Annotated in this window: 24 protein-coding genes; 16 read left to right on the top strand and 8 right to left on the bottom strand. The window is 70.8% G+C overall.

The window, feature by feature from the left end; genetic code table 11:
* Window positions 1-121: 121 nt before the first annotated feature.
* Together DDE23_RS20725 and DDE23_RS20720 are read right to left on the bottom strand one after the other, a co-directional pair.
* A complete protein-coding gene (locus tag DDE23_RS20725; RefSeq protein WP_107751688.1) occupies window positions 122-1297 on the bottom strand; it encodes an aminotransferase in 1176 nt (391 codons plus the stop codon).
* Between the two features lie 60 nt (window positions 1298-1357).
* Window positions 1358-2188: a hypothetical protein gene (locus DDE23_RS20720; protein ID WP_107751687.1), complete on the bottom strand. Its 831-nt coding sequence runs from the start codon at window positions 2186-2188 to the stop codon at window positions 1358-1360.
* Window positions 2189-2961: 773 nt separating this feature from the next.
* Here DDE23_RS20720 and DDE23_RS20715 point away from each other — a divergent pair.
* The 8 genes from DDE23_RS20715 to DDE23_RS20680 all read left to right on the top strand — a co-directional run bounded on the left by DDE23_RS20715 (window position 2962) and on the right by DDE23_RS20680 (window position 11407).
* Window positions 2962-4122 carry an RsmB/NOP family class I SAM-dependent RNA methyltransferase gene (locus tag DDE23_RS20715; protein WP_107751686.1) on the top strand — a complete coding sequence of 387 codons (1161 nt, stop codon included), beginning with the start codon at window positions 2962-2964 and terminating at the stop codon, window positions 4120-4122.
* An 88-nt stretch (window positions 4123-4210) separates the two neighbouring features.
* Window positions 4211-6670: an ATP-binding protein gene (locus DDE23_RS20710; RefSeq protein ID WP_238150073.1), complete on the top strand. Its 2460-nt coding sequence runs from the start codon at window positions 4211-4213 to the stop codon at window positions 6668-6670.
* Between the two features lie 78 nt (window positions 6671-6748).
* Entirely contained in the window at window positions 6749-7750 is a 1002-nt protein-coding gene (gene cobT, locus DDE23_RS20705; RefSeq protein ID WP_202863302.1) for a nicotinate-nucleotide--dimethylbenzimidazole phosphoribosyltransferase, read from the top strand.
* A gap of 1 nt (window position 7751) precedes the next feature.
* Window positions 7752-8474: an adenosylcobinamide-GDP ribazoletransferase gene (gene cobS / locus DDE23_RS20700; RefSeq protein WP_107751684.1), complete on the top strand. Its 723-nt coding sequence runs from the start codon at window positions 7752-7754 to the stop codon at window positions 8472-8474.
* Window positions 8465-8986, top strand: coding sequence for an alpha-ribazole phosphatase (gene cobC, locus DDE23_RS20695; protein WP_107751683.1), 522 nt, complete (start codon window positions 8465-8467; stop codon window positions 8984-8986). The genes cobS and cobC overlap by 10 nt, the downstream gene beginning before the upstream one ends.
* Window positions 8983-9510, top strand: a complete 528-nt coding sequence (gene cobU / locus DDE23_RS20690; RefSeq protein ID WP_107751682.1) for a bifunctional adenosylcobinamide kinase/adenosylcobinamide-phosphate guanylyltransferase — start codon at window positions 8983-8985, stop codon at window positions 9508-9510. The genes cobC and cobU overlap by 4 nt, the downstream gene beginning before the upstream one ends.
* A 128-nt stretch (window positions 9511-9638) precedes the next feature.
* Window positions 9639-10502, top strand: a complete 864-nt coding sequence (locus DDE23_RS20685; protein ID WP_107751681.1) for a LysR family transcriptional regulator — start codon at window positions 9639-9641, stop codon at window positions 10500-10502.
* The gene (locus tag DDE23_RS20680; RefSeq protein WP_107751680.1) at window positions 10499-11407 is read left to right on the top strand and encodes an alpha/beta hydrolase fold domain-containing protein; all 909 of its coding nucleotides are present in this window, start codon (window positions 10499-10501) and stop codon (window positions 11405-11407) included. Before DDE23_RS20685 ends, DDE23_RS20680 begins: the two co-directional genes overlap by 4 nt.
* 66 nt (window positions 11408-11473) lie before the next feature.
* Here DDE23_RS20680 and DDE23_RS20675 read toward each other — a convergent pair whose 3' ends face one another.
* The 6 genes from DDE23_RS20675 to DDE23_RS20655 all read right to left on the bottom strand — a co-directional run bounded on the left by DDE23_RS20675 (window position 11474) and on the right by DDE23_RS20655 (window position 17122).
* The gene (locus tag DDE23_RS20675; RefSeq protein WP_107751679.1) at window positions 11474-12040 is read right to left on the bottom strand and encodes a hypothetical protein; all 567 of its coding nucleotides are present in this window, start codon (window positions 12038-12040) and stop codon (window positions 11474-11476) included.
* Between the two features lie 124 nt (window positions 12041-12164).
* Window positions 12165-12326, bottom strand: a complete 162-nt coding sequence (locus tag DDE23_RS25365; RefSeq protein WP_170121832.1) for a hypothetical protein — start codon at window positions 12324-12326, stop codon at window positions 12165-12167.
* Window positions 12323-13438 carry a YeeE/YedE family protein gene (locus DDE23_RS20670; RefSeq protein WP_107751678.1) on the bottom strand — a complete coding sequence of 372 codons (1116 nt, stop codon included), beginning with the start codon at window positions 13436-13438 and terminating at the stop codon, window positions 12323-12325. Before DDE23_RS20670 ends, DDE23_RS25365 begins: the two co-directional genes overlap by 4 nt.
* A complete protein-coding gene (locus DDE23_RS20665; protein WP_170121831.1) occupies window positions 13438-14382 on the bottom strand; it encodes a sulfurtransferase in 945 nt (314 codons plus the stop codon). The genes DDE23_RS20670 and DDE23_RS20665 overlap by 1 nt, the downstream gene beginning before the upstream one ends.
* Window positions 14383-14697: 315 nt before the next feature.
* Window positions 14698-16485, bottom strand: a complete 1788-nt coding sequence (locus DDE23_RS20660; RefSeq protein ID WP_107751676.1) for a KpsE/RkpR family capsule polysaccharide export protein — start codon at window positions 16483-16485, stop codon at window positions 14698-14700.
* A complete protein-coding gene (locus DDE23_RS20655) occupies window positions 16463-17122 on the bottom strand; it encodes an ABC transporter ATP-binding protein (protein ID WP_107751675.1) in 660 nt (219 codons plus the stop codon). The genes DDE23_RS20660 and DDE23_RS20655 overlap by 23 nt, the downstream gene beginning before the upstream one ends.
* A gap of 263 nt (window positions 17123-17385) precedes the next feature.
* On the opposite strand from DDE23_RS20655, the gene DDE23_RS20650 reads away from it, so the two are divergent.
* The 8 genes from DDE23_RS20650 to DDE23_RS20615 all read left to right on the top strand — a co-directional run bounded on the left by DDE23_RS20650 (window position 17386) and on the right by DDE23_RS20615 (window position 25024).
* A complete protein-coding gene (locus tag DDE23_RS20650) occupies window positions 17386-18210 on the top strand; it encodes an SseB family protein (RefSeq protein WP_107751674.1) in 825 nt (274 codons plus the stop codon).
* 4 nt (window positions 18211-18214) lie between these two features.
* Window positions 18215-18982, top strand: coding sequence for a YiiX/YebB-like N1pC/P60 family cysteine hydrolase (locus tag DDE23_RS20645; RefSeq protein WP_107751673.1), 768 nt, complete (start codon window positions 18215-18217; stop codon window positions 18980-18982).
* Between the two features lie 148 nt (window positions 18983-19130).
* A complete protein-coding gene (gene rplM / locus DDE23_RS20640; protein ID WP_107751672.1) occupies window positions 19131-19595 on the top strand; it encodes a 50S ribosomal protein L13 in 465 nt (154 codons plus the stop codon).
* A 2-nt stretch (window positions 19596-19597) separates the two neighbouring features.
* Entirely contained in the window at window positions 19598-20101 is a 504-nt protein-coding gene (gene rpsI / locus DDE23_RS20635; protein ID WP_107751671.1) for a 30S ribosomal protein S9, read from the top strand.
* An 88-nt stretch (window positions 20102-20189) separates the two neighbouring features.
* A complete protein-coding gene (locus DDE23_RS20630) occupies window positions 20190-21356 on the top strand; it encodes a hypothetical protein (RefSeq protein WP_107751670.1) in 1167 nt (388 codons plus the stop codon).
* An 81-nt stretch (window positions 21357-21437) separates the two neighbouring features.
* Entirely contained in the window at window positions 21438-22058 is a 621-nt protein-coding gene (locus DDE23_RS20625) for an FMN-binding negative transcriptional regulator (protein ID WP_107751669.1), read from the top strand.
* 111 nt (window positions 22059-22169) lie between these two features.
* Window positions 22170-23648, top strand: coding sequence for an amidophosphoribosyltransferase (gene purF / locus DDE23_RS20620; protein WP_107751668.1), 1479 nt, complete (start codon window positions 22170-22172; stop codon window positions 23646-23648).
* 125 nt (window positions 23649-23773) lie between these two features.
* Window positions 23774-25024: an NAD(P)/FAD-dependent oxidoreductase gene (locus tag DDE23_RS20615; RefSeq protein WP_107751667.1), complete on the top strand. Its 1251-nt coding sequence runs from the start codon at window positions 23774-23776 to the stop codon at window positions 25022-25024.
* Window positions 25025-25027: the final 3 nt, after the last annotated feature.

Here is a 25027-nt window from a genome sequence, read left to right as displayed (position 1 = left end):
TCGGGGGGTGAATGCCCGCAGGGCAGAGGGGGGCAGACGGCCCCCCTTCCTTCGGCGCGGCGAAGCCGCGCCGCTGGTCGCCCGAGGCGCCCGCGGCAGCGGGCAACGAGGGCGAAACCCCTCAGGTCACGCGCTGCAGCCGGTTCATCAGGTCGCCGATCTCGCTTACATCCGCATTGGCGAAGGCGATGCGCATCTCGCGGGCGCCTTCGGGCGCGCCTTCGGGGCGGAACATGGTGCCGGGCAGCATCAGCACGCCGATCTCGGCCAGCAGGCGTTTGGCGAGTTCGGGCGAGGGCGTTTCGAACGGGTGGCGTGCATAGGCGAAATAGGCGCCGCAGCCGAGGAGTTCCCAGCCCGGCACTCCGGCGAAGCCCTCGGTCATCGCCCGGCGGCGGCGCAGGATCTCCTGCCGTTCGCCGTCGAGCCAATCCTCCAGGTTTTCAAGCCCCCAGAGTGCCGCCATCTGCCCGGGACCTGAGACGCAGATCGTCACCGTGTCGAGGAATTTCTCGATCTCGGCCAGTCTTTCGGGCGAGGCGGCGATGGCGCCGACGCGGTGGCCGGTCAGCCGGTAGGCTTTGGAGAAGCTGTAGAGATGGATGAAGTTCCGGTCCCAGTCGGGGTTCTGGAACAGCCGATGGGGCGGGCCGTCCTGGGTATGGAAATCGCGGTAGGTCTCGTCGACGATGAGGGCGATGCCCTTCTCCTCGCAGAGCCGGGCAAAGGCCTCGAGCGTCTCGGCGCTGTATTCGACGCCGCCCGGGTTGTTGGGGGTGACGAGGGTGATCGCCCGGGTCCGGGGTGTGAGGAGGGCGGCGGCGGCCTCGGGGTCGGGTTGCAGGCCGGGGCCGGTGGGCAGGGGCACGGCCTTCACGCCGGTCATGCTGAGCCACATGACATGGTTGAAATACCAGGGCGCGGGCAGGATCACCTCGTCCCCCGGGGCGGCGAGCGTCGCCATCACGGCGCAGAAGGCCTGATTGCAGCCTGAGGTGAGCGCCATTTGCCCGGCCGTGACGCTGCCGCCATAGAGCGCCGCGGTGCGGGCGGCGAGGCGTTCGCGCAGCGCGCCGTTGCCCAGTACCGGGGAATAGAGGTGGATCGCCGGATCCTGTTCGATGGCCCGCGCCATGGCGGCGCGCATCGGTGCGGGGGGCGGATCGACCGGGGCCGCCTGCGAGAGGTTCAGAAGGGGGAAGCCCTCGGGCAGCCGGGTTTCGGTCAGCCAGCGGCGGGCCTCCATCACCGGAGGGGCGAAGGTGGCGGCGAAGGCGGGGTTCAGGAGGAGGGGCATGGCGGGCTCGCGTTGGGTGGCGCCAGACTGCCCCAAGCCCCGAGTGCCCGCAAGCCGGCCTCAGCGCCGAAGCGCGCGGGCGAAGCCCCAGGCCGAGGCAAGTCCCGGCGCGCCGAGGTAGAGCCAGGGCAGCGGGCGCCCGGCGAGGCTGTGCAACAGACAGGCGATGACGATCCAGAAGCCATAGGTCGCGTAGCCGATCGCGGCGGGGAGGCCGAGTTCCTGTCGCTTGCGGGCCATCCAGGCCATCAGCGCGAGGGTCGCGGGCATCACGGCGATGAGCCGTGCGCTGAGCGGGTCCGTGGCCCAGAGGAAGAGGGGTGGAAACGGGGCCTCGGGCCAGGCGTAGAGCGCGAGCGCCCAGAGGGCGAAGAGGAGGCCGAAGGCGCTCCAGATCCGCCGTTCGGTCGGGCCGGGCGGCGTGCCGCGGCGCAGGTCGGGCGCGCGCAGCAGGGCAAGAATCGACGAGATCGCGAGCCCGCCCGCCACCGCGAGGAAGGCCCAGGCGATGGGCGTCTGCCAGTCGAGCCTGTCACGGTGAAGGAGAAGGACGGCGGCGACGACGGGGGCGAGATAGAGCGCCACCATGCCGAGATAGAGGCGGATCCGGGCGGGCGAAGGGCGCCAGAGTATCGCGAGGCCGGTGGCGGCGAAGGCCAGCGCCGCGGCGCCGAGGAAGCGGAAGGCGAGGGGGGGCAGCAGCCAGGCGAAACTGGTGGGCACGCCGAACCACCAGAAGGGCGCGCCGAGGATCGCGCCCGCCGTGGCGACAGCGATGCTGCGCTGGGCGGGGCGTTCGGCCGGGGTGAAGCGCGGGGCCGAGCGACGGAGGAGGAGCGCGGCAAGGGCGAAGAGCGCGACAAGGGTGAGGAGTTGCAGGGCGAGGATCATCGGAGGGCCTCCGCTGGCGGCTGAACGCAGCCTAGGCCCGGCGGAAGGTATCGACAAGCGGGCAGGGCGGCCGGGGTCGAGGCGACGAAACAGGCCGGGGTGGCCTGTGGCACGGGGGATTGCTTGCTGCCGGGCGCGGGCCTTTGCCTGCGGCTTGACCCGGGCCGGGGGCGCCGGGCGGCACAAGTTTAGCCTTACGTGCGGCGCCGCGCTCGGCCGCGGCGGGACTCTGGCGACGGTGCCGGGGCCGATGGCAGGCGAGAAGAAAGGGCCGCCAGGGGAGGGTGGCAGATGCCTCGGGCCGTGCGGTGGATGGCAGAGGATAAGGCCCCGTCCGTTGGCGGCAGGCCCTTGGAGTGTGCCTGTCAGCGGCGAGAGTTGGCGCCCTTCGGCGGATTCCGGCGGCGCGGTGGGCGGCAGGCAGAGAGGCTGCGGTCATGGGTGGCCGTCCCTTCAAAGAGGGAGTGATTGACGGCATAAGGAGTGCCCCCGAGGCCGAGAAGGCGCGCGCCGGACCGTGCGGCTGGCGGCGGGCGATGAGGTCGGCTGTTGCCGCAGGTCCCGAGAGAGAGGGAATGCTGGGGCGAGTGGCAGCGCGGCGCCGATGGCGGGGAGGGCGGGCCGGGGGGCATCGAGCCCCCCGCCCCGCCTCGGGGGCGCTGCCCCCGCCGGCCTTTGGCCGCCCCCGGGATATTTGCCGAACAAAGAAGGCGGCGGGCTTGCCAAGGGGGCGGGGCTGCCGCATCAGGGGCCGGTCAAGACGGGGAAGATCCATGAAACCTGCCGCGCGCGAGGCCGCCGCCATCGAGATCCTGGAGAGCTGGCGCGAGGGCCGGGCGGTCGAGGCGGCCCTGACCGTCTGGGGCCGGGCCAGCCGCTTTGCGGGTTCGGGCGATCGCGAGGCGGTGCGGGATCTGGTCTTCGGCGCGGTGCGGAGGTTCCGCTCGGCCTCGGCCCTCGGGGGCGGCGGCTCGGGGCGGGCGCTGATGCTGGGGCAGGCGCGGGCCGAGGGGCGGCGGCTTGAGGGCTGGACCGGCGAGGGTCATGCGCCCGTGGCCCTGAGCGCGGCGGAAGCGGCGCTGATGGACGCGCCGCTGCCGCCGCTGACCCGGGGCGAGGCGCTGGATTGCCCCGAATGGTTGCTGCCCGCCTTCGACGCGGCGCTGGGCGGGGCCGCCGATCCGGTGCTGTCCCTGATGCGCGACCGCGCGCCGGTCTTTCTGCGGGTCAACCGGGCGAAGGCGAGCCGCGAGGCGGTGATCGCCGAACTGGCCGCAGCTGGGATCGAAGCGCGCGCCCATCCCCTGGCCGAGACGGCGCTGGAGGTCACGGCGGGCACCCGCAAGCTGCGCAACAGCGCGGCGCTGAGCGAGGGGCGGGTCGAATTGCAGGATGCGGCGAGCCAGGCGGTGGCGCTGGATTTCGCCGCCGTGGCCTCGGGGCCGGTGCTGGATTATTGCGCGGGCGGCGGCGGCAAGGCGCTGGCGCTGGCGGCCGAGGGCTTCGCGGTCACCGCCCATGACGCCGAGCCGCGGCGGATGAGCGACCTGCCGGCGCGGGCCGGACGGGCCGGGGCGACGATCGAGGTGCTGGCGGGCGAGGCCTCGGGCCGCTGGCCGGCGATCCTGGCCGATGCGCCCTGTTCGGGTTCGGGCAGCTGGCGGCGCGCGCCCGAGGCGAAATGGGCCTTCACGCCCGGGCGCCTTGCGGAGCTGAACGCGGTGCAGGCGCAGATCTTGCGCGCCTGCGCGGCCCTCACCGCGCCGGGCGGGGTGCTGGGCTATGCCACCTGCTCGCTGCTGCGCGAGGAAAACGAGGAACGGGTCGCGGCCTTCCTCGCCGCAGAGCCCGGCTGGCAGGTGATCTCGGAACGGCGTCTCTCACCGCTCGATGGCGGGGACGGGTTCTATCTGGCGCTGCTGCGGCGTGGCTGAACCCGGTTTCGGCGTTTGACCTGACAACCATGGGTGGTAGGATTAAAGCGTTAATATCGCTTTAACTCCCGGGGGGCGACAAAGGCGCATGCGATTGACCGACTCGCCCTCCGACACGCCGCAGGTTCCCTCCGACGCGGGGCAGGATCCGCGTGCCTCGACGCTGGAACCGCTGATCCGGCTGGCGGCGGGCGGGCGGGTGCTGGCCTTCGCCAGCATCGTCATCGCCACCGCGGCGCTGATCCTGGCCGTGGCGCATCTTGACCGGGCGGCGATGGTGGCGGCGACGGCCTCGGCGACGCTGGCGCTGCTGGCGGTCGCGGCGATGCTGGTGCGCGCCTATGCCGCGCGGCGCCGCCGCTTCGTCGGCGCCGCGCTGGCACGCTCGGCGGCGACCGATCCCGACCCGGTGGTGGTGACCGATCTGAAGGGGCGGCCCTGCGCCGCGAACCCTGCGGCGGGCGGCATGGCCGACCCGGCCGAGCGGCTGCACGGCTGGTGCGTCGATGCCGCGCAAGTGGTCGATTCCCTGCTGGTCGAAGTCCGGCGGCGCGAGGCCACCACCCGGGAATTCTGGCGTCAGGACAGGGGGATGCGCGTCTCTCTGCACAGCGTCGAAGGGGCATTCGGCCTGATCGTCTGGCATTTCTCGACCCTGATGCGGGGCGGGGGCCGGGGGCTCGATGTGCTGGGCCTGCCCGTCGTCACCCGCGAGGGGGTGCAGCTGCGCCTCAACCCCGCCGCCCGCGCCGCCTTCATGGGCGAGGAGGCCGAGGTGCTGGACGCGCTGGAACAGGTGCTGGACGCGGGCAACAGCGGGGTCTTCGCCCTCAGCCTGCCGGGTGGGCGGGGGATACAGGCGGTCTCGGTCCCGTCGCGCGACGGGCTGGCCGATATCGTGCTGTTGCCGCCGCATACCCTGCCCGAGGGCGGCGATGGCAGCCCGGCGCCCCCGGCCTCGGTCTTCGAGGAAATCCCGGTGGCGCTGATGCAGATCGACGCCGAGGGGCGGGTCGGCGGTTCCAACCGGCTGGCGCGGCAATTGCTGGGCCTCAGCGCCGAGGAGGCGCCGTTTTTCTCGGAAGTGGTCGAGGGGCTGGGCCGCCCGGTGCCGGATTGGCTGGATGACGCGCGGGCCGGGCGGGCGCTGGGCCGGCCCGAGGTGCTGCGGGCGACCCTGCCGCAGCAGGAAACCTTCGTGCAGATCATCCTGCGCCGCGCCACCGACCAGCATGCCGAGGGCGCGCTGGTCGCGGTGATCTCGGACGCGACCGAGTTGAAATCGCTGGAAGCGCGTTTCGTGCAAAGCCAGAAGATGCAGGCGATCGGCCAGCTGGCGGGCGGAATCGCGCATGATTTCAACAATTTGCTGACGGCGATTTCAGGCCATTGCGACCTGCTGCTGCTGAACCGCGACCGGTTCGATCCCGATTACAACGACCTGTTGCAGATCCATCAGAACGCCAACCGGGCGGCTGCGCTGGTTCGCCAGCTGCTGGCCTTCTCGCGCAAGCAGACGCTGAAGCCCGAGGTCGTGTCGCTGGAAAGCCTGCTGGAGGAGCTGACGCATCTGCTGACCCGGCTGGTGGGCGAGCGGATCACGCTGGCTCTCAGCCACGATCCGGCGCTGACAGCGATCCGCGCCGACAAGCGGCAGCTCGAACAGGTCATCATGAATCTGGTGGTCAACGCCCGCGACGCCATGCCGATGGGCGGCACGATCCGCATCGAGACCGAGGCGCTGCATCTGCTCGACGAGCATGAACATGGCCGCGCCCGGCTGCCGGTCGGGGATTACGCGCTGATCCGGGTGATCGATCAGGGGATCGGCATCCCGGCCGACATCATCGACAAGATCTTCGAGCCCTTCTTCACCACCAAGAAGATCGGCGAGGGCACGGGGCTGGGCCTGTCCACCGCCTATGGGATCGTCAAGCAGATGGGCGGCTATATCTTCGCCGAGTCGATCGAGGGGGCGGGGACCACCTTCACCCTCTATTTCGCCGCCGAACCGGCCGAGGCGCTGACCGATCCCCTCCCGGCACCGGCAAGGGCCGAGGAACCGGCCGCCCCGCCGCCCCCGGCCGATCCCGCGCCAAGGCGTGGCCCCGCCCGCCCGCGGCCCAGCCTGCCGCCGGTGACGGTGAACAGCGCCGCGATCCTGCTGGTCGAGGACGAGGCCCCGGTCCGCGCCTTCGCCGCCCGGGCGCTGCGGCTGCAGGGCTATCAGGTGTTCGAGGCGCAGGACGGCGAGCAGGCGCTCGATTTCCTCCGCGACCCGGCGCTCAGGGTCGATCTCTTCGTCACCGATGTCATCATGCCCGGGATCGACGGCCCCGGCTGGGTGGCCGAGGCGCTGGAGGATCGGCCGGGCACGCCGGTGGTCTTCGTCTCGGGCTATACCGAGGACACGCTCAGCGCCGCCATGGGCCGCATTCCCGGGTCGGTCTTCCTGGGGAAACCCTTCTCGCTCAAGGATCTGAGCGCGGTCATTGCCCGCCAGCTGGTGACGCGCGACGCGCCCGAAAGGGTCGCAGGCGAGGGGTGAGCCGTCGCCCGCGGCCTTGCAACGCGGGGCGGGGCTGCTAGGAAGGGCACGATCCCTCTCACAGACCGGAACCAGCCCGTGACCGAAACCCTCGCCGACGCGATCCGCCGCACCATCGATACCAAGACCAAGCCGCTGGGCGCGCTGGGCCGGATCGAGACTCTGGCCGAGCAGATCGCGCTGCTGCAAGGCACGACCGCGCCGGTGATGCAGGCCTGCACGCTGACCATCTTCGCCGCCGATCATGGCATTGCGCATGCTGGCGTCTCGGCCTTCCCGCAGGTGGTGACGGGGCAGATGATGCTGAATTTCCTCGGCGGCGGGGCTGCGGCCAATGTCTTTGCCAGGGTGAATGACGTGGCGCTGCAGGTCGTCGACGCGGGCGTCGCGGGCGAGCCGATCGCCCATCCGGCGCTGGTTTCGCGCCGGATCGGGCCGGGCACGGCCAATTTCCTCGATGCCCCGGCGATGAGCCCGGACGAGGCTCGGACCGCGCTGGGGCACGGCGCCGAGGTGGCCCGCGCCGCCAGCGGCGAGGCGCTGGCCTTCGGCGAGATGGGCATCGCCAACACCGCCACCGCCGCGGCGCTGGCCCACAAGCTGACCGGGCTGCCGCTGGCCGATCTGGTCGGGCGGGGCACCGGCCTCGATGACGCGGGACTGCGCCACAAGCTGGACGTGCTGACCCGCGCCGCCGCCCGGACCGGGGCGCTGACGCCCGAGCAGGCGATGGCCGAATACGGCGGGTTCGAGATCGTCATGATGGCGGGCGCCATGCTGGAGACGGCGCGCGCCAGCCGCGTGGTGATGGTCGATGGCTTCATCGCCACCGCCGCCGCGCTGCTGGCCACCCGGCTGGAACCCGAAAGCCGCCGCGCCATGGTCTTCTGCCACAAGTCGCACGAGGCCGGTCACCGCGCCCTGCTCGCCGCGCTCGACGCCGATCCGCTCCTGGAACTGGACATGCGTCTGGGCGAGGGGACGGGGGCGCTGCTGGCCTGGCCGCTGCTGAAAGCCGCGGCGGCGATGATGACCGACATGGCCAGTTTCGAGGCGGCCGGCGTCACGAACCGCGACTGAGATGCGGGGCCCGCGCGCAGCCCTGGCCTTCCTGACCCGCCTGCCGGCGGGGCCGCTCGACAGCGCCGATTTCACCCGGGCCCCGGCCTGGTTCGGGGCGGTCGGGCTGGGCATCGGCGCGGTTGCGGCCGGGGTCTGGTTGCTGGCCGCCGGGCTCTGGGGCCCGGTGCTGGGGGCGCTGGCGGCCGTCTCGGCCGGGCTTCTGCTGACCGGCGCCTTGCACGAGGACGGGCTGGCCGACAGTTTCGACGGGCTCGGCTCGGGTCGCCCGACCGAGCGGGCGCTGGAGATCATGCGCGACAGCCGCATCGGCAGTTTCGGGGCGCTGGCGCTGGGTGTGGCTGTCGCCGCACGGGTGGCGACGCTGGCGGCGCTGGGGCCTTTGGCCCCCGCCGCGCTGATCGCCGGGCAAGGGCTCAGCCGCGTCGGGATGGCGGTGATGCTGCGCCGGGGGCCGTATGTCAGACCTTCGGGAGCGGGCACCGGCATGACCGGTCCGCAACCGCTGGTGCCGGTTCTGGCGGCGGTCGTTGCCGCCTGCGCGCTGACGCTCTGGGCTTCGGGCTGGGGGCTGCTGACCGCGTTGCTGGGGCTGGCGCTTGCACAACTGGCGATCCGCGCCTGGGCCCGGCGACGGCTCGGCGGGATCACCGGCGATATCCTGGGGGCGGCGCAGGTTCTGGGCGATCTGGGCTTTCTGCTGGGGCTGCTGGCATGGCATTGATCCTCCTGCGCCACACCCGTCCGGCGGTGGCCGAGGGCACCTGCTATGGCCGGACCGACCTCGACCTCGCGCCGGAATTCGCCGCAGATTCTCTGAGGATCGCCGCGGAACTCCCTGATTTTCGGCGGATCCTGTCTTCCCCCCTTTCGCGCTGTCATCGCCTCGCGCAAGCGGTCGGTGCGGCGAGAGGCCTGCCGGTCACGGTGGATCCCCGGCTGACGGAAATGGACTTCGGCCTGTGGGAAACCCGCCCCTGGGCCGAGATCCCCCGGGCCGAGATCGACGCCTGGCGCGACGATTTCCTGCAGGGCCGCCCGCATGGCGGCGAAAGCGTGCAGGACCTCTATTCCCGCGTGCAACAGGCGCTGGCCGAGGCCGCCGAAGGGCCGGTCCCGGCGCTGGTCGTCACCCATGCGGGCGTCATCAGAGCAGCGCTGGCAGCGCAGGGCATGCCCGAGGCCTGGCGGGCCGAAACCGCCTTTGGCACCTGGCGAAGGATCGACTGGCCATGAGCGTGACCCTGGTCCTCGGCGGTGCCCGCTCCGGCAAAAGCGCCCTTGCCGAACGTCTGACTTTAAGCGTAGCACAAGGCGCGCCGCTCTATATCGCCACCGCCCAGGCCTGGGACGATGAGATGCGTGAGCGCATCGCCCTGCACCGCGCGCAGCGCGACGGGCAGGGCTGGCAGACCCTGGAAGTGCCGCTCGATCTCGCCGCCGCGCTGTCTGACATTAAAGATCAGACCGTTTTGATTGATTGTCTGACATTGTGGCTGACCAACCACCTGCTCGCCGAGCATGACCTCGCCGCCGAGACCGCCACGCTGCTTTCGGCCCTCGCCGTGCGCGCGGCCCCGACCATCCTTGTCAGCAACGAAGTGGGCCTCGGCATCGTCCCCGACAACGCGCTGGCCCGCCGTTTCCGCGACGACGCCGGGCGCCTCAACCAGCGGGTCGCGGCGCTGGCCGATACCGTGGTCTTCACCGCCGCCGGGCTGCCGATGGTCCTGAAAGGCGCGCTGCCGCCCGGCTTCTGAGTCCCGCGCATCTTTGTTCTGCAAATATCCTCGGGGGGTGAATTGGCCGCAGGCCAAGAGGGGGGCAGACGGCCCCCCTCCTTCGCTCCCCCTTGGCGCGCCGCCGCGCAGGGCATAGCCTCCCCCCCATGCAGCCCGACCAGATCGACACTTTCCTCGACCTTTGCGAAACCCGCAGCTTCCACCGGTCGGCGGAACGGCTCGGCGTCACGCAATCGACCGTCTCGGGGCGCGTCGCGGCCTTGGAACGGGCGCTGGGGGTCACGCTGTTGCGCCGGTCGCGGGCCGGGTGCGAGCTGACCACCGAGGGCCTGCGGTTCGAACCCCACGCCCGGGCGCTGCGCCACGCGATGGTCGAGGCGCGGGCCGCCGCCCGGGGGGCAGGCGGGCGGGCCATGACCATCCGACTTGGCCTGCAGAACGACCTCGCGGCCGAGGATCCGGCGCGCTGGGTGGCCCGGGTTCAGGCGCTCTTGCCCGAGGCCGCGCTCTATATCGAGGCCGATTACTCGGCGCAGATGTGCCGCGATGTGCTGGGCGGGGCGCTGGATCTGGCGCTGATCTTCACCCCCCATCCCTCGCCCGACATCCATTTCGAATCGCTGGGCGAACTGACCTATCGCATGATCGCCCCGCCCGGGCAGGGGCTGGAGGCGCTGGCCGCCGTCACGCCCGAGCGTTACGTTCTGGCCAATCTCTCGCCCGCCTTCTCGCGCACCCATGATGCGCTGTTGCCGGGGCTGGCCTTTCCGGTGCTGGCCGCGGGGCAGGGGGCGACGGTTCGCGGCATGATCCTGTCGCTGGGCGTCGCGGGCTATCAGGAGGAACGCGCCGCCGAGCGGTTGATCGCCGAGGGCCATGCGGTTGCGGTCGAGGGCGCGCCGCGCTTGACGCAGCCGATCTTCGCCGCGATCCATTACCGTAATCGCCACCGGCCGGTCTGGCGCAAGCTGATGGCCGCCATGCGTCTCAACCTCGGGAGCCCCGGATGACCGACACGATCACAGACTACAGCTGGCTGCCGCCCGAGATCCGGGCCTTCATCGACCGGACGCTCGCGGCCTATCCGGCCGATGCGGTGGATTTCTCCATCGCCCAGCAGCGGGCCTTCTACAACAAGCTCTGCCGCGATTTCGACCAGCTGCATCCGCCGGGCCTGACCGCCACGGACGAGACCATCGCCGGAATCCCCTGCCGCCGCTATGTACCGACCAAACCGCTGGAGGGCGTCACGGGGATCTATTTTCACGGCGGGGGCTTCGTGGTGGGCGGGCTTGAAAGTCACGACGCCATCGTCGCCGAACTGGCCGAACAGGCGGGCCTTACCATGATCGCCGTCGATTACCGGCTGGTGCCCGAACATCCCCACCCCGCGGCTTACGACGATTGCGCGGCGGTGGTTGATGCGGTGCCGGGGCCGAAGGTGGTGGTGGGGGACAGCGCGGGCGGCACGCTCGCGGCGTCGATCAGCGCCACGCGGGGCGATATCATCGGGCAGGTGCTGATCTATCCGGGGCTTGGCGGCGGGCCCGAGATGCCCAGTTTCACCCGCCACGCCAAGGCGCCGATGCTGAGCGCCGAGGAATGCCTTTATTACGAGAAGATCCGCTATGGCGGGGCGGAGCCGCCCCGGGGTGACATCACCGCCCGCCCGCTCGATGCCGAGGTGTTCGGCGACCTGCCGCCCACGGCGATCTTCACCGCCGAGGCCGATCCGCTGGCCTCGGGCGGGGTCGAATACGCCGCCCGGCTGGCCGAGGAGGGGGTGCCCGTCTCGCTGACCGAGGAGCCCGGCATGGTCCACGGCTATCTGCGCGCGCGGCACATGTCGCCCGGGGCCGGGGATTCCTTTGCCCGCATCGCGCAGGTGTTGCGGGGGCTGGCGGAAGGCGGCTGAGCCCGGCACGATCCATGAAAAAGGGCCCCCGCGGGGGCCCTTTCGCTGTCCGGTCCGGCGCGCGGCTCAGTAGCGCACGATGGTCTCGAAGGTCTCGGGCAGGGACAGGTTCGGGTCCAGCATGTCCACGAGGTTGAAGCTGAACGAGGCCGAGCGGCCGTCCTCGGCGATCGTGCCGTTGCTCGAGATGACCTCGGCGCCGGCGATGCGGATGGTGAAGGTATGGCCTTCCAGCATCGGGCGCATCATCGCCGCGGCCTGCGGATCGGCGCGCATCTCTTCGGTCTGGGCGCCCATGTCACCCAGCGGGAAGGTCACGCGCACCGTGCCGTCGCCCAGATCGACCGCGGTCGGCGAGGGCTGGCCGGGGTCGCTTTCGAAGACTTCGGCAAAGCTGCCCTCGGTGCGGACGTCGCAGCGGGCCTCGGTCTCGGTCGTGGTCAGCGTGCCGCCCTCTTCGGCCGGGCAGAAGGCCTCGCCGCCGCCCATCATGTCCAGCATCTGCCGCTGCACCGCCATATGGCCCGAGACCGTGGCGTGGTCGGCGCCGTCGATGGTGGCGGTCATGTCGACGTCGATACAGCCCGAGAGGGCAAGGGCGCCGGCAAGGGCAGCGGCATGAATGAGGCGCATGGAATTCTCTCCTTGAGAAATGATTTCAGACGAGATTATCCGGGCGAAAGGCGCAGGGCCAGCCTCTTTGCCGGCCCTGCGCGGGGGCTTGCCATCACAGGTTGTTCAGCCGCTCGACTGCCGGTCAGTTGGCCGTGCAATGCGCACCCGAGGGGGCGGCGCCCGACCCCAGCGCGATGGCGGCGGGGAAGCGGAAGGGCTCGGGCAGGCCCACCGCTGCCGCGTCCCAGACGACAAGGGCGGCCAGCGCGGCGATGGCCAGAAGCGCGACGCGGGGGCGGGTCATGCGGCCACTCCCTGACGGCGGGCCGGGATCAGCACGAAGGGCCTGAGTTTCAGCCCCAGCGCCGAACCCGCGAAGGCGGCGGCGAACCAGACCCAGCCATGGGCCGAACCGGTCGAGATGCCGCTGAAGAAGGCACCGACGTTGCAGCCAAAGGCCATGCGGCTGGAATAGCCCAGGACGACGCCCGCGATCAGCACCAGCACCCAGCCTTGCAGCGCCAGCGGCGCGGGCGGGGCGCCCGGATCGCGCTTGCCGCGCATCACCAGGAAGGCACCCAGCACGAGGCCGATATCGGTCAGCGAGGTGACATCGGTCAGGATCGACTGGTCAAGCCGCGTGGCGTTCACGGGGTTGGCCCAGAAGGCGGTGGTGCTGAGGTCGCCGCCGAAAGCGGTGACCAGCTTCGCGCCCCAGAGGCCGAGGCCATAGACGATGCCCCAGGGCTGTCCCGCCACCACGAGGTTGAGGATGGCAAGGCCCGCCAGCAGCGCGGCCGCCACGAACAGACGCGCGGGCGGACGGCGTTTGCCGGGGGCGGCGCGCCAGAGCAGGAAGCCCGCGACCAGCGCCAGCCCCGCCAGCGTCAGCCAGAGGCCGCCGCTCGGCCCGGCCACGGATTGCGCCGAGATCAGCGGCAATTGCCCCAGCGAGGCCCAGAACCCCCCGTTCAGCGTACCGAGGAAGGCGCCGCCGACGAAGCCCACCAGCGCCACGGCACCGATGGTGTTGCCCGAGCCCGCGTTGACCAGCGTGCCCGAACCGCAGCCCATGACCACCTGCATCGCCGCGCCGAAGATGAAGGCGCCAAGGATCATGCCGGTGCCGATCGGCGCCTGTGCGGGGGCCAGTTCCAGCGGGTTGGCGGCAAGAAGCGGGAAGGCCGCAGCCGCAACCAGCCCGATGGCGAAAAGCTGCGCCAGCAGCCCCCGCGCGTCACGCTCGACGATCATCAGCCGCCAGGGACCGGCGAAGCCGAAGCGCAGCCCCTCCAGCACCAGACCGTAGCCGATGCCGATGGCCACCAGGATCCCGGCCTGCGGCCCCGCCGCCAGGGCGACGGCGGCGACCACGGCCAGTCCGAGGGCGCCAAGGCCCAGACGTCTGAGGATCATCAGAACAGGCTCCCGACCCAGTTGGTCGCCGCGCGCCAGGCGTATTGCAGGCGGTTCGGCGCGTTATCCAGCGGCTGCGTGCCGTCGGCGGCGTATTCGGCCATGCTTTCGGCATAGAGCCGCACGTCATCATAGCCCGCGACCTCGCTCAGCGCGAACCAGTTGATCGCCGCCCAATGGCCGGTGTTGCAGAAGCTCACCGCCGTGGTGTTGCCGGTATAGCCCGCCTCGGCGGCAGCGGCGCGGATCGCCTCGGCGCCCACAAGGCGGGTGCCGTCGAAGAACTCGGAATATTCCAGATTGTCGGCGCCGTGGATCGTGCCGGGTGCCGCGACGGACCAGGTGAGCCCGTCAAAGAAGCCAGCCGGGCGCGCGTCGATCAGCTCGGCGCTGCCGTCGGCGACCATGCGGGTCACCTCGGCGGTGGTGGCGCGCCATTCGTCGGTCCATTCGCCCTGATAATCGGACGGGAAGAACGAGGCATCGGCGGTCTCGACCGGCAGCCCGGCCTGGGTCCAGGCGGCAAGGCCGCCGTTCAGCAGCGCCAGATCCTCGATCCCCATCGAGCGCAGGGTCCAGTAGACGCGGGCGGCGGCGCCCATGTCGGTGGCGTCACGGCCGGCATGGACCACGACAACCGGCGTGTCGGTATCGATGCCCAGTTCCTGCACCACGGTGGTCAGATGCGGCAGGTCGCGCAGCGCGCCGGGGTTCGGCATGTCCGAGCGCCACGAGGCATAGGGCGACCAGCCCGAACCGGGGATATGGCCCTGGGTGTATTCGCCGGTGATCTGCACGACGCGGATATCCTCGCCGTATTGATCGAGCAGCGCGTTGAGCTGGGCGGGCTCCAGCAGCGGCGACCAGCCCTCGGGCGTGGCGGCGGCGGCAAGGGGCGTCAGGCTGACGGCGAAGGCGGCAGCGAGGGCGAAGGGGCGGGTCATGGCGGGGTCTCCGGCGCTGAGGGCAGGGGTCATGACCGGCGATCTGGCGGCTTTGGGCCGGGCTGGCAAGGCTCCCGCGCCCGCGCGCGGCCCCGCGCGCGAGGCGGCTGTTCCGGGCCGTGCCGGGTGGGCGGAACAAATGTTCGCGAAAGGCGGGTCCGGGGGGAAATCTGTCGCGCTTCAGGGGGTGCGGGCGTGGCGACGGGTCTTATTTCACCCGCGAAGCGCCCCGGCGCGGGAAATCCTTCCCGGTGTCGCGCCGGGTAGGGTGGGCGGTTCCGAGGCCCCGGGGGCCTCGGGTTCGCCCACCTTGGGTCAGCCGGTCACCTGCTCGCGCAGGATCGCCGCGGTCATCGAGATCATCAGGTAGAGGCCCGCGAAGATCAGGAAGGCCAGCGCCGTATTCTCGAAGGAACGGGGATAGGTCGGCTCGTCGGGCGCCACCGGGCTCACGCCCAGAGACAGGTAGCGGACCTGCCGGTTGGCCTCGATCCGCGCCGCTTCGAGCTGCTGCATGGCCTGGGTCAGCATCATCTGCCGGGTTGCCACATCGGCCTCGGCCATGACCTGCTCGCGCTGGAGGCGGGCGATCGAGGTGCCGTCCTCGCCCCCCGCGGTCAGCGAATCGCGCAATTCTGTGATCCGCTCTTCCAGCGAGGCGACGCGCCGTTCGGCCTGTTCCAGCCGCGCCGAGTTCGGCCGCGGGTTGGCCCGCAGATCCGAGAGTTGCAGGCGTTCGCTGTTGAGCTGGGCGTCGAGCGTGCTGATCTGCTGGGTCAACAACGAGACCTCGACCTCGGAGGACAGCATCTGGAAGCGCTCCTGCAGGTCGAGGAAGCGCGATTGCGCCTCGTTCATGCGGGCCTCGGCGGTTTCGACGGCCTGCTGGGCATCGGTCATCTGGTTGTCGCGCACCCGCTGGGTCAGCTGGTCGACCTGCGCCTCGGCAAAGCCGATCAGCGCCCGGGCGAACCGCTCGCTGGTTTCGGGATCGGCGGCGATCACCTCCATCTTGATGATGCCTTCGGTCGGGTCGAAGGCGACCTGCACCATGTCCTGATAGAGGCGGTAAGCGGCCTCGTCCGTGGCATCGGGGGGCAGGCGGCGCAGCGGGTCGATGGTGTCTTGCTGGAAATAGGCCTTGAAGCCCTCCTGCTCGTTCAACTGCCGCATGGCGTCGCGCGATTGCAGGTAGCTTTGCACGGTGATGGAATCGTTGGTCGTGCCCAGTCCCGCACCGCCGAACATGCCTGCCAGCGCCCCGGCGCCGCGCATTCCGGCGCCGCCGCCGCCGTCCGCCTGCTGGATGACGAATTCGGAATTGGTGGCGTAGAGGGGGGTGGCCACGAAATAGAAATACCAGGCCGCCAGCAGCGTCGGCAGGGTCACGAAGACCCCCAGCCGCGCGCCTAGCAGCGCCATGCGCCGCCGCCGCCGCTTGGCGATGTCGCGCTGGATCTTCGAGATCTCGGCCCGGCGCTGTTTCTCGGTGTTCTGGGGGGCGGGGGTGATCGTGGCGGGTGTGCCGGGCTGGCGATAGGCCTTGGGCAGTTGCGGCCGGGCCTCTTCCGTCGTCGTCAGCTCGCGCGATTTCGAGCCTTCCTCCTTGACGATGTCCAGGAGCGTCGAGCGTTCGAACGGGTCGATGCCCTGCTTGCGCAGAAGCCGCACGGCCTCGAGCCCGGAACTGGCCTTGATGCCGTTGCGCTGGGCCACGCGCATCGCCATGCGCAGCTGCCGGCCCGAGAGTTCCTCGCCGCTCTCCGCCTCGCCCTGGATGGCGGGCGGGGTGGCCGGGGCCTCGGCCCGGGGGGCGGGGGGCGAAGACGCGGGCCGGGGTGCCGCAGCCTCCTCGTCGAACAGCGTGTCGCGGGGCGGCATCGCCGCCGCTGCCGCCGCTGCCGCCGCTGCCGCCGCGCTGCCGGGGCGCTGGGGGTCTGCCGGTCGGGCGGCGGCGGCCGGGGCTGCCGTCCCGGTCCCGGGCTGCGCGGCGGGGGCGCGTGCGCCCTCTGCCCGCTGGGGCGCCACATTGGTGCGCAGCGTGTCCGAGGCCTCGTCCCCCAGCCTGAGCCGGAACCGCCTAGCTTTGGGTTTCGTAGTCATAAAGTGCCTTCGCCTCTTCCAGAGACTCGTAGAAGCTGAGTCTGCCGTCCCTGAGGACCGCTGCGGATTTGCAGTATTTTTCCAGCGTCTCGGCCTGGTGCGAGACGATGAGCACGGTCGCCTTCTCCAGCCGTTCCTTCAGCATCGCGCCCGCGCGCTTGTTGAATTTCACATCCGTCGTGGCGGGCATGCCCTCGTCCACCAGATAGAGGTCGAATTCGATGGCCAGCATCAGCGAAAAGGCGAAACGCGCGCGCATCCCCTGGCTGTAGGTGCCGACCGCCATGTCGAAATAATCGCCGATATCGCACATCCAGCGGCAGAAGGCCTCAACCTCGTCGGGGTCGAGCTGATAGAGCCGGGCGATGTAGCGCGCATTCTCGGTGGCGGTGTGGCGCGGATTGAGCCCGCCCATGAAGCCCAGCGGGAACGAGACGCGGCAGGTGCGGGTGATCGTGCCCTCGTCGGGTTTTTCCAGCCCGGCCATCATGTTGATGATCGTGGTCTTGCCGGTGCCGTTGGCCGCGAGGATGCCGACGGATTGCCCCAGCTCGATGCGGAACGACGCCTTGTGCAGGATGACCTTGCGGGTCTTCCCGGTCCAGAAGGACTTGCTGACGTTGTAGAACTCCAGCATCTGCTACATTACGCCCCAGGTCGCCCATCCGTCAGCGAAGCATCGCATGCGGGTGTTTACGGGCTGTTTCTTGCGGCTGTCCACGGATCGGGCAGGCCGGGATTGGGCCGATTATGCCGCAGAAGCCCGGGCGGGGGTAGTGAAAACTACGTGTTAAGACTGTTGCGCAATCGTGTCCGCCTTTACTTTGTGCGGCAAACCGCCGACATCCGCGCCAGTGCCGCCCAGCGGCAGCGACCGAGAAAGACCCAGGCCAGGCCCCCATGGACAATACCCCCGAGACCGAGCTCAACGCCGCCATGCTCCGCCTGGCGCAGGCCCCGGACGACAGCGCCGACGAGGTTGCCGCGCGCCTCGCCTTCCACGCCGAACTGAGCCGGGCCGAGCTGTTCGTGCTGCTCACCGCCGAGGTGACGGGCGGCATGATGGCGCCCAAGGTCTTTGACCTGTCGGACGTGCGCGCCGTGCTGGCCTTTGACAGCGAGCTGCGGCTGGCCGGTTTCGCCGGCGAGGCCGCGGCCTATGCCGCGCTGCCGGGCCGGGTGCTGGTGGCGATGCTGGCCGAGGCGGCGGAGGGGCTGTCGCTGATGGTCAATCCCGATACCGAGCACGCCGCGCTTCTGCCGCCCGAGGCGCTGGGCTGGCTGGCCGACACGCTCGCCGCCCCGGCCCCGGCCGAGGGGCAGGGCGTGCCGCTGGCCTTCGGTGCGCCGGATCTGCCGGATGCGGTGCGCGCGCCCCTCGTCGCGGCCTTGGAACGGCGGCTGTCGGGCACGCCGGGACTGAGCGGGGCGGTGCTGGCCGCGGTCCAGTGGCAGGGCGGCGGGCGCGGCCATGTGCTGGCGCTGGCGGGCCTGCCCGAGGCCGCGCAGGCCCCCGTCGCCCGGGCGGTGTCCGAGGCGCTGGCGCTGTCGGGGCTGGAGGGCGGCGCGCTGGACGTGATCTTCCCCGAGGGGCGTGCCATGGCCGCCATCGCCGGCGTGGGCCTTGCCATGTCGCCCGCGCCCTTTGCCCCGCCCGAAGAACAGCGCCTGACGCCCGGCGCCAACCCCGGGCTCGACCCCGCGCGCCCGCCCCGCCTCCGGTAGCGCCATGTTTGCCCGTCTCGGCCGCCTTCTCGGACGCATCCTCGAACGGGACAAACCCGGGGACCAGCCCGTCGTGGCGCAGGATCACGCGGCGCTGACCGCCTCGATCCGCGTCGGCGACGTGCTGCTGGTCGAGGGGCGGGCCAAGGTCTCGACCGCGATCAAATACCTGACGCAGAGCACCTGGTCGCATGCCGCGCTCTGCGTGCAGGACCTGAGCGCGGGCACCGGCGAGGTGCTGCTGGTCGAGGCGACGATCCAGGAGGGCGCGCATCAGGTGCCCCTGGCGAAATACGCCAATTTCAACACCAGGCTCTGCCGCGCCGCGGGCCTGTCGATGGACGAACGCGCGGCGGTTGCCCGCTACATGGTCGAGCGGATCGGCATGCGCTACGACACGCGCAACATCATCGACCTCGCGCGCTACCTGTTCCCGACGCCGCCGATCCCGGTGCGCTGGCGGCGCAGCCTGCTGACGCTGGGCTCGGGCGATCCGACGCGGGCGATCTGTTCCTCGCTGGTGGCGCAGGCCTTCCAGTCGGTGGGCTACCCGATCCTGCCGCAGATCGAGATGCTGCGCGAAAGCTCGGGCCGGCCGCTGGGCACGATCTGGCGCCACCGCCACGCCACGCTGATCGTGCCGCGCGATTTCGACCTGTCGCCCTATTTCGCCGTGGTGAAGCCGACGATCCAGCGCGGCTTCGATCACCGGCGGATTCCCTGGGCGCCGGGGGACGAAGGCGGGTGGCCGGGGGAGAGATTGCTGGGGTAATATAATACCTATTTTTCAGGGTATTGATTTTGCTTCATTATTTGGCGCTGACGCCGCTTGACCCACCCGCGCAATCCGCTAGAACAGCCGCATTCCGTTCCCGGGTTCCGCCCGGCTGCGACTCGCTTCTCACTTTCAGGGCTGGACCATGAAAACCTACACCGCGAAACCGGCGGAGATCGAGAAGAAGTGGATCCTGATCGACGCCGAGGGCGTCGTTCTGGGCCGCCTCGCCACGATCGTCGCCAACATCCTGCGTGGCAAGAACAAACCGACGTTCACGCCGCACATGGACATGGGCGACAATGTCATCATCATCAACGCCGACAAGGTGCAGATGACCGGCAACAAGCGCGCCGACAAGCGTTACTACTGGCACACCGGCCACCCGGGCGGGATCAAGTTCCGCACCGCCGGTCAGGTGCTTGACGGCGCCCATCCCGAGCGCGTCGTGATCAAGGCCGTCGAGCGCATGATCACCCGCAACCGTCTGGGCCGTCAGCAGATGACCAACCTGCGCGTCTATGCCGGTGCCGAGCATCCGCACGAGGCCCAGCAGCCGACCGTCCTCGACGTCAAGTCGCTGAACCCCAAGAACACCCGGAGCGCCTGATCATGGCCGATGAGATCAAGTCCCTCGACGCGCTGAAAGACGCCGTCGCCGGCGCCGCGGCTGCCCGTCCGGCCGCCGAGACCGAGGCCGCTGCGCCCCGGACCCCCCAGCGCGACGCCCAGGGCCGCGCCTATGCCACCGGCAAGCGGAAAGACGCGGTCGCCCGCGTCTGGATCAAGCCGGGTTCGGGCAAGGTCACCGTCAACGGCAAGCCGATGGCCGAATACTTCGCCCGTCCCGTGCTGCAGATGATCCTGAAGCAGCCGTTCGAGATCACCAACACCGTCGGCCAGTTCGACATCGTGGCGACCGTGGTCGGCGGCGGCCTCTCGGGTCAGTCGGGCGCGGTGAAGCACGGCGTGTCGAAAGCGCTGCAACTCTACGATCCGTCGCTGCGCGGCGTCCTCAAGGCCGCGGGCTTCCTGACCCGCGACTCGCGGACCGTGGAACGGAAGAAATACGGCAAGCGCAAGGCGCGCCGGAGCTTCCAGTTCTCGAAGCGCTGATCGCTTTCGCGATTTTTACCAAAGGCGCGGCTTCGGCCGCGCCTTTTTCTTTACTCCTGCCGCGTAGCCTGCCCGCGCAGGAGAGATCATGCCGGCACGGATATTCCAGATCTATGCGCTGATGGTGATGCTGGCGGGCGTCGGCCTGCTGGTCGCGCTGCGGCTGGGGCCGGACGGGGTGAGCGTCACCGGCGAGGCACCCGCGCCGCAGCTGGTCCTGCCCGGAGAGAGGCTGCGCGACCAACTCGGCCATATCCCGGGCCTTCCCGCGCTGTTGCTGGTGCCGCTTCAGCGGCTGGGGGACTGGCCGGGGCTGCTGCTGGCCGTCGCAGGGCAGGGCGTGGCGGTCTGGCTGCTGGCCGGGGCGTTCGGCCCGGCGGTGGCGGGGCGTCCGGCCTCGGCGGTGGTGGGGGCGCCGCTGCTGGTGCAGGCGGTCAACGGCTTCGCCCTGCCGTTCGCCGGGGGGGAGGGGGCTTTGCCGGTGGCGGCCTCGGTCGCGGTGCTGGTGGGGCTGGCGCGTGCGGCGAAGGGACGGGCGCCGGGTTTCCTGTTGCTGGCGATCCTCACGGCCGCCGCCCTCCGGGCAGAGGGTGCTGCACTGGCCCTCGCCGCGGTCATCGCCTTGTTTTTTCTCGGCCATCGGCTGGCGGCGCTTCTGGCGCTGGCGGGGCTGGGCACGCTGGGTGCCTCCGCCGTGCTGGTCCCCCCGGCACTGGGCTTGCCGCCCTGGCTGCCACCCCAACCCCTCGCCGCCGCCCTGACCGGGGATGTCGACGGCGTGCTGGTGGCCGTCGCGGTCAGCGTCGTCGTCGCGCTGCGGGACCTGCCCGGGGTGCTGTTGGCGGTGCTGGCGGCCTTGCTGGCGCTGTTGGCGCTGGTCCGGCCGAACCGCGCGCGCAACGCCGTCGTCTGGACTGCGCTGGCGGGGATCCTTGTGCCGCTGCTGTCCGGCAGCAGCGGCTGGTTTCAGGACGCCACCCCGCTGGCGCTGGCGATCACCGCCTATCTGCTGCAACTCCGCCGCCCGGCCGTGGCGCCGCTGGCCCTGCTGGCGGTCTTCGGCTGGAGCCACGGGGCGCCGCTCCCCCCGCCACCGCAGGCTCCGCCGCCGTTGCACCCCGCCACGCCCGGCACCGCCCCGGACCCGGGCGCGCTCCTTCTCCCCGGCGGTGATCCGGCGTTGGGGCAGGCGGGCCCTGACCCTCCGGCCGGGCCGTCGCCCGATCGCGCGCAGCCTCCGCAAGGCGGCCCGTGACCCGCCGGTCGCGGTGGCGCTTGTCGCCATCCCGGCGGGCGGCTACCGTTCGTGCCGCGTCATCCCCGGGAGCGGCCCGCCATGTATTCCCCCGCCCATTTCACCGAAACCGAGCAGGACGAGATCGAGCGCCTGATGCACGAAAATCCGCTGGCGGCGCTGGTCAGTCAGGGGGCGGCCGGGCTCGACGCCAACCACCTGCCGCTGTTGCGCGACGGCGAGGGGTTCCTGGGCCATGTCGCGCTGGCCAATCCCCTGCACCACGAGGTGCCGGACGGCGCCCCGGTGCTGGCGATCTTCCGCGCGGTCGAGGGCTATGTCAGCCCGAACTGGTATCCGTCCAAGGCCGAGACCCACAAGGCGGTGCCGACCTGGAACTATCAGGTAGTCCATGTCCATGCCCGGATCACCTGGTCGCATGCCGCCAAGGACAAGCGCCGCGCCGTGGCGCTGCTGACCGCGCGGCACGAGAAGGCGGTGAACGGCGCCGCCGCCTGGAAGATGGGCGATGCACCTGCCGATTTCCTCGACGATATGCTGGGCAGGATCGTCGCCTTCCGCCTCAGCGTCGAGAGGATCGAGGCGAAGTTCAAGCTCAACCAGAACCGCAGCGCTGCCGATGTGGCCTCGGTCGCGGCCGCCTTCGACGGTCAGGGCCGACCCGGGATTGCCGCCGCCATGCGCCGTCCGCCCAAGGCGTGAGCCGCGCGTCACCGCCCTGTCGCAATTCCCGCCCCGCCCGTGCCATGGCCCTTGCCCCGGCGCGGCCAAGCGCCTAAAGGGTGCGCATCGCAGCTATCGGGGGCCCGAACCATGGAGCCTTGGCTCAGCCATCCCTTCGACGACGACAAGTTGAAGGAGGAATGCGGGATTTTCGGCGCCGTCAACGTCCAGGATGCGGCGAATTTCGTCGCGCTGGGCCTGCACGCGCTGCAACACCGCGGACAGGAAGCGGGCGGCATCATCACCTATGACGATTCGCGCGGCTTCCAGTCGGCGCATCGCTTCGGGCTGGTGCGGGACAATTTCACCTCGGCCAAGCTGATGGAGACGCTGCCCGGCTCCATCGGCATCGGCCATGTGCGCTATTCCACCGCCGGTTCGAAGGGCGCGACCGCGATTCGCGACGTGCAGCCCTTCTTCGGCGAATTCTCGATGGGCGGCGCGGCGATTGCGCATAACGGCAACATCACCAACGCCAATGCGATCCGCAAGGAACTGATCGAGCGCGGCTCGATCTTCCAGTCGTCGAGCGATTCGGAATGCATCATCCACCTGATGGCCCGCTCGATCCAGCGTACCCATGCCGAGCGGCTGAAGGATGCGCTGCGCCGCTGCGAGGGCGCCTTCTCGGTCATCGCCATGACCCGCACCAAGCTGATCGGCGTGCGCGACAAGCTGGGCGTGCGGCCGCTGGTGCTGGGCCGGATCGGCGCCGAGAAGGAGGGCGGCTGGGTGCTGGCCTCCGAGACCTGCGCGCTCGACATCATCGGCGCCGATTTCGTGCGCGAGATCGAGCCCGGCGAAATGGTGGTGATCGACAAGAAGGGCGTCGTCTCGTCGCGGCCCTTCGAACGGGTCTCGCCCCGGTTCTGCATCTTCGAGCAGGTCTATTTCTCGCGCCCCGATTCGATCCTGGGCGGGCGTTCGGTCTATGAAACCCGCCGCCAGATCGGCGTTGAGCTGGCGCGCGAGGCCCCGGTCGAGGCGGATCTCGTCTGCCCGGTGCCCGACAGCGGCACCCCCGCGGCCATCGGCTACAGCCAGGAATCGGGCATCCCCTTCGCCATGGGGATCATCCGCAACCAGTACATGGGCCGCACCTTCATCGAGCCCTCCGAGCAGATCCGCAACATGGGCGTCCGGCTGAAGCTGAACGTCAACCGCGCGCTGATCGCCGGCAAGCGGGTGGTGCTGGTCGATGACAGCGTGGTGCGGGGCACGACCAGCCAGAAGATCAAGGAAATGATCCTCGAAGCCGGGGCGAAGGAGGTCCATTTCCGCATCGCCAGCCCGCCGACGACCTGGCCCTGCTTCTATGGCGTCGATACGCCGGAGCGCTCCAAGCTGCTGGCGGCGCGGATGACCGAGGACGAGATGCGCGATTTCATCGGCGTCGACAGTCTGAAGTTCGTCTCGCTCGACGGGCTCTATCGCGCCGCGGGCGCGGTCGAGGGCCGCAACCCCGCCCAGCCGCAATTCTGCGACGCCTGTTTCTCGGGCGAATATCCGGTCGCGCCCTCGGACATGATCGAGGCCGGGTTCGAGCTGAAGGCGACGGCTGCCGAGTAAGCCGCTGACAAGGCAAGGATTTCAAAGCCCGGTGCCCAGTGCGCCGGGCTTTTGCGTTCTGGCGCCCCTTGACGGCGAGGGGCGGGCGGGCTGAACCTCCGGGGCCTTTGCAGCGCAGGTCTTCCATGAGTCTCGACACCCCCGGCCTCTGGGCCGTCACCGCCCCCGCCGCCCCGGCGCTGACCCCGCTTGCGGGGGACGCCACGGCCGATCTCGCCGTGGTCGGCGCGGGCTACACCGGCCTCTCCGCCGCCCTGACCGCGGCCGAGGCGGGCGCCCGCGTCGTCGTGCTGGAGGCCGAGGGCATCGGCGCGGGCGGTTCTGGCCGCAACGTCGGGTTGGTCAACGCCGGGCTCTGGATCATGCCGGACGAGGTGGAGGCGCGTCTCTCACCCGGCAATCCGCTGCCGGGGCTGCTGGCCAACGCACCCGCCGCCGTCTGGGCAATGATCGAGCGTCACCAGATCGCTTGCGAGGCGCGTCCCGTCGGCACGCTGCATTGCGCCCCCGATGCCGCCGGGCTGGCGGCGCTGGCCGAGCGCGAGCGGCAATGGCAGGCGCGGCAGGTGGCGGTGCGGCTGCTCTCGCCCGAGGAGACGCGGGCGCGCACCGGCTCGGACCGCTTCCACGGCGCGCTGTTCGATCCGCGGGCGGGGACGGTGCAGCCCTTGGCCTATGCCCGGGGGCTGGGACAGGCGGCGCTCAGCGCAGGCGCCCGCATCCATGCGCCGAGCCCGGTGGTTTCGGCCGACCGAAAGGGCGGTGAGTGGATACTCACAACGCCCGGCGGCAGGGTCACAGCGCCCCGGGTGATCTGGGCCGGCAATGCTTACGGCCAGGGACCGGCGGCGAACAAGGCCGTGGCGATCATGCCCTATTTCAACTTCGCCACCGACCCGCTGCCCGAGGATCTGCGCCGCAGCATCCTGCCGGGGGGCGAGGGCGCCTGGGACACGGCGACGGTGCTCAGCTCGTTCCGGCTGGATGCGGCGGGGCGCTTCGTCATCGGCTCGATCGGGCAGCTGGGCGTCGATCTGGCGGTGCACGAGGGCTGGGCGCGGCGGATGATGGCGCAGCTTTATCCGCAGCTGAGGGGGCAGGGCTTCGCCCATCGCTGGTACGGGCGGATCGGCACCACGCCCGACGCGCTGCCGCGGCTGTTCGAGGCGGGCGAGGGCGCTTTCGGCATCACCGGCTACAACGGGCGCGGCATTGCGCCCGGGACGGTGCTGGGCCGGGCGCTGGCGCGGGCGGCGCTGGGCGAGGAGAAACTGCCGCCGCTGGCCCCGGCAAAGCCCGATCCCTTGCGGGGGCTACGGGCGCTGGGGCTCAGGGCCGGGGCCGCGGCGATGCATCTCATCGACCGCCGCGACTGAGCG

The organism is Pararhodobacter aggregans (assembly GCF_003075525.1).
Taxonomy (GTDB): Bacteria; Pseudomonadota; Alphaproteobacteria; order Rhodobacterales; family Rhodobacteraceae; genus Pararhodobacter; species Pararhodobacter aggregans.
Note: the sequence above shows the minus strand (reverse complement) of the source record. Positions and strands in the feature narration are given on the sequence as shown.